Annotated in this window: 4 protein-coding genes; 3 read left to right on the top strand and 1 reads right to left on the bottom strand. The window is 55.7% G+C overall.

Features of this window, described 5'->3' with window-relative positions:
• Nucleotides 1-442: 442 nt before the first annotated feature.
• On the top strand, nucleotides 443-1,102 hold the full coding sequence (locus tag AC13DJ_RS08245) for a 50S ribosomal protein L11 methyltransferase (RefSeq protein ID WP_094624920.1): 660 nt from the start codon (nucleotides 443-445) through the stop codon (nucleotides 1,100-1,102).
• Nucleotides 1,103-1,301: 199 nt separating this feature from the next.
• Here AC13DJ_RS08245 and AC13DJ_RS08240 read toward each other — a convergent pair whose 3' ends face one another.
• Nucleotides 1,302-1,616, bottom strand: coding sequence for an ArsR/SmtB family transcription factor (locus AC13DJ_RS08240; RefSeq protein WP_000349485.1), 315 nt, complete (start codon nucleotides 1,614-1,616; stop codon nucleotides 1,302-1,304).
• A 111-nt stretch (nucleotides 1,617-1,727) separates the two neighbouring features.
• On the opposite strand from AC13DJ_RS08240, the gene AC13DJ_RS08235 reads away from it, so the two are divergent.
• Together AC13DJ_RS08235 and AC13DJ_RS08230 are read left to right on the top strand one after the other, a co-directional pair.
• Complete coding sequence (locus AC13DJ_RS08235) at nucleotides 1,728-2,762, top strand: permease (RefSeq protein WP_159342928.1); 1,035 nt, start codon at nucleotides 1,728-1,730, stop codon at nucleotides 2,760-2,762.
• A 12-nt stretch (nucleotides 2,763-2,774) separates the two neighbouring features.
• The coding region (locus AC13DJ_RS08230; protein WP_482933547.1) for an ISL3 family transposase at nucleotides 2,775-3,722 on the top strand (948 nt) is incomplete at its 3' end.

The following is a 3,722-nucleotide window of genomic DNA, read 5'->3' as shown; positions in this document are numbered from 1 at the left end:
ATCAAAGACTATCTGAAGACTTACAACGAAGACCCGAAGCCCTTTGAATGGCATAAATCTGCCGACCAGATTATTGAGTCAATCGCCAGATTATCAGACAAGCTCAATAAGTAAGCGGACTTTTGTTAAGGGACACTAGTGTCCCGTCTGACTAATTCCTTAATCTACTGCTTGCCTCTGAGGACTCTGACCAAGGCGACAGTCTGCAGGTGTGGTGGTTCCACATCAAGGACTGGCAACACAGGCTCAGAGTCCTCAGAGGCAAGCCCTTCGGGAGCATCTGAAAAGCCGAATAGTGTCGTTCTGCTGTCTCGATTTGGAACCACCAAATTTTCACCAGCACGCCTAACTCTTCGGCTTTGCAGATGCTCAGTAGGTTAAGGAATTAGTCAGACGGGACACTAGGGTACAATGGCGGTTTTGACTGCCGAGAGAGCCAGCAATGACCCCGGAACACCTGAACCAGCACCTGCGCAAGACCCTGAGCCGTGGCCGTGTGGCCGCATCGGCACCGGCAGGTTGCCCGGACCTCCCCTTGTACCTGTTTGATCCCTCGGTACTGGAAGGTCCCCTGAGCCATGATGAAGCCCAGGCCGTGGTAGCAGAGCCGGCGTACTGGTCATTCTGCTGGGCCAGCGGCCAGGTGCTGGCCAGCTGGATTTTGCAGCATCCGGAGCTGGTGGCCGGCAAAGCGGTACTGGATTTCGGCTCAGGCTCCGGCGTGGTTGCCGTGGCTGCGGCGCGGGCGGGTGCGGCCCGTGCCATTGCCTGCGATATCGATCCGGCAGCGCTGGATGCTGCCGCAGCCAATGCCCGGCTTAACGGTGTGCAGGTGGAGCTTTGTGACGACTGGGCGGCGCGGCCGGAATCCCTGGACCTGGTCACCGCGGCCGATGTGCTTTATGACCCTGACAACCGGCCGTTGCTGGAGGCGTTCCGGGCGGCAGCAAGCCGGGTTTTGCTGGCAGATTCGCGGGTTCGGGATCTCGGTAACCCGGCTTATCAGCTGCAAACGGTGATTGAAGCCAGGACCTGGCCAGACCTGAACGAATTCGAGGAGTTCAACAGGGTGCGTATCTACCTGGCGGAAGGTGCAGGCTGAGAATTTTCTACGGCAGAAAAAACGGGTATCCGGAATTTCTGGTTGATAAAATGCCAAAGATGTAAAGAAGAAAATCTTTCTCAGCGGATTATCTGATTGATCCTCTTCAGCCTACTCTACTGCCAATTTTCTGTTTCCACCTTCGCCTGAGTCTTCATAGCGATGCTGACTAGGGAGGACAGCGAGAGCTGGGCAAGCGTCAAAGCGGTTCTGGTTCATGCGCAATCCGGACACCTGCACAACATTCCTCTTGTAAGAAACCGATCAAATTCTCTAGGTGCCCATACTCGGGTATACAGACAATCGTGCGGCTATGTTTCTCCTGCCGGATCAGCCCTACCTTGGCCATGCGCGCAAGGTGATGTGATAGCGTCGAAGCAGGAATACCCAGCCCCTTCTGGATATCTCCGACCGAAGCCCCATCATGGCCAGCTTTGACCAGAAAGCGGAACACGGACAGTCGGTGACTATTCCCTAGCTCAGCTAAGCTGGCTGCAACCTTTTCGTGATCCATAGCACGCCCCAATAATTCGATGTTTCTAGAATTATAGTTGACAGGTCGGATAAACGCAAGTAGGCTGCGTACATCATTTCGACAATACTAGAAATATAGGAGTAATATTGAATGTCATCTCAACTCCAAGACGCTCTAGGCATGTTCGCCTTTCTCGCTATCGAGCTATCGGTTATATTCATTGGCATTAGCTTGCTGGTCGGAGTTCTTCAACGTCACATCCCACCATCCAAGGTGGAAGCGTTACTGACTTCCAGTGGGAAGCGAGGCTATTTTCTTGCTGCTGGTTTAGGAGCTATAACGCCCTTCTGTAGTTGCTCGACTATCCCCATGTTGAAAGGGTTGATTCGGGCACGGGCCGGTTTTGGGCCGATGATGGTGTTTCTTTTCTCATCTCCGTTGCTGAATCCTATCGTCGTCGGCCTGCTGGTTGCCACGTTTGGATGGACACTTACTGCTATCTATGTGCTCGCCGCTTTGGTGGTCGCGGTAGGTGCCGGATGGCTGCTTCACACGCTTGGCTTCGAGCGTTATGTGCGCCGGACGGCGACACAAGAGAGCAGTGGATGTAGTTCATCAGCAAGCCCGTGCAGTGCTACATCGACCGCATCGAGTTGCGGCACCAACAGCTGCGACACCACTCCGAAGACGGCTTCTTGCGGGGCTGATAGGAAGACAACAGTCTCTACGTCTAGCGAATGCTGTGACAGTCAACCCACTGTCACGGTTAAGAAAGAAGGGAAGTACAGTGGTGTGTGGCGGGAAGCTTGGTCGGACTTTATCGATGTGTTGCCTTACCTGCTCATCGGTATTGCGATTGGCAGCGTGGTCTATGGTTTCATGCCCACTGACTTATTGGAGCAGTATGCAGGCCCAGATAATCCCTTTGCCATTCCAGTTGCCGCTGTCATCGGCGTGCCGTTGTATATTCGCGCTGAAGCCGTCATACCTCTGGCAGCGGCTCTGATGGCCAACGGCGTGGGTGCCGGGACGGTGCTAGCGTTGATCATCGGCAGTGCCGGAGCCAGCCTGACTGAGCTCATTCTGTTGCGCTCTTTGTTCACGCTGAAGCTTTTAGCGGCGTTTTTAGCAGTCATTTTTGCTATGGCGATGATTGCCGGTTACGCCACCTACCTGTTTTTCTGATCAAGGCGGGAGATGATTAATTCGTTAAGCCTTCCTGGGTACCAGTTGGTGGATTCTGATGAGCAGAATGAAGACATACATTTTCGGCTTGAAGCACCTACACCAGTAGCCTGCGAGGGGTGCGGCGTGCAGGGTGAGTTCGTGCGGTTCGGCAAGCGTGATGTTCCCTATCGTGACCTGCCCATCCACGGCAAGCGGGTCACCCTCTGGGTAGTTCGTCGCCGGTACACCTGCCGGGCCTGCAAGACCACCTTCAGGCCCCAGCTACCGGAGATGGTGGACGGCTTCCGCATGACGCTGCGGTTGCATGAGTACGTGGAGAAGGAAGCCTTCAATCACCCCTACGCCTACGTGGCTGATACCACGGGCCTGGACGAGAAGACGGTACGCGACATTTTCAACGCCCGCGCCGAATTCCTGGGGCGCTGGCACCGCTTCGAGACGCCCCGCATCCTGGGCATTGACGAGCTATACCTGAACAAGCGCTACCGCTGCATTCTGACCAACATTGAGGAGCGAACCCTGCTCGACCTGCTGGCCACCCGCCGCCAGGACGTGGTGACCAACTACCTGATGAAGCTGAAAGACCGGCAGAAGGTCGAGATCGTCAGCATGGACATGTGGAACCCCTACCGGGCAGCGGTCAAGGCTGTGCTGCCCCAGGCCCGTATCGTGGTCGATAAGTTCCATGTGGTGCGCATGGCCAACGATGCCCTAGAGAGAGTGCGCAAGGGCCTCAGAAAGGAGCTGAAACCGTCCCAGAGCCGGACTCTCAAGGGAGACCGGAAAATCCTGCTGAAACGCGCTCACGAAGTCTCAGACCGGGAGCGCCTCATCATGGAGACCTGGACAGGCGCGTTCCCGCAACTGCTGGCCGCCTACGAGCACAAGGAGCGCTTCTACGGCATCTGGGACGCCACCACACGGCTCCAGGCAGAAGCCGCCCTGGACGAGTGGATA

The sequence above is a fragment of the Marinobacter sp. L-46 genome, assembly GCF_056859535.1.
The sequence above is the reverse complement of the archived record's forward strand: the minus strand, read 5'-3'. Positions and strand labels throughout refer to the sequence as shown.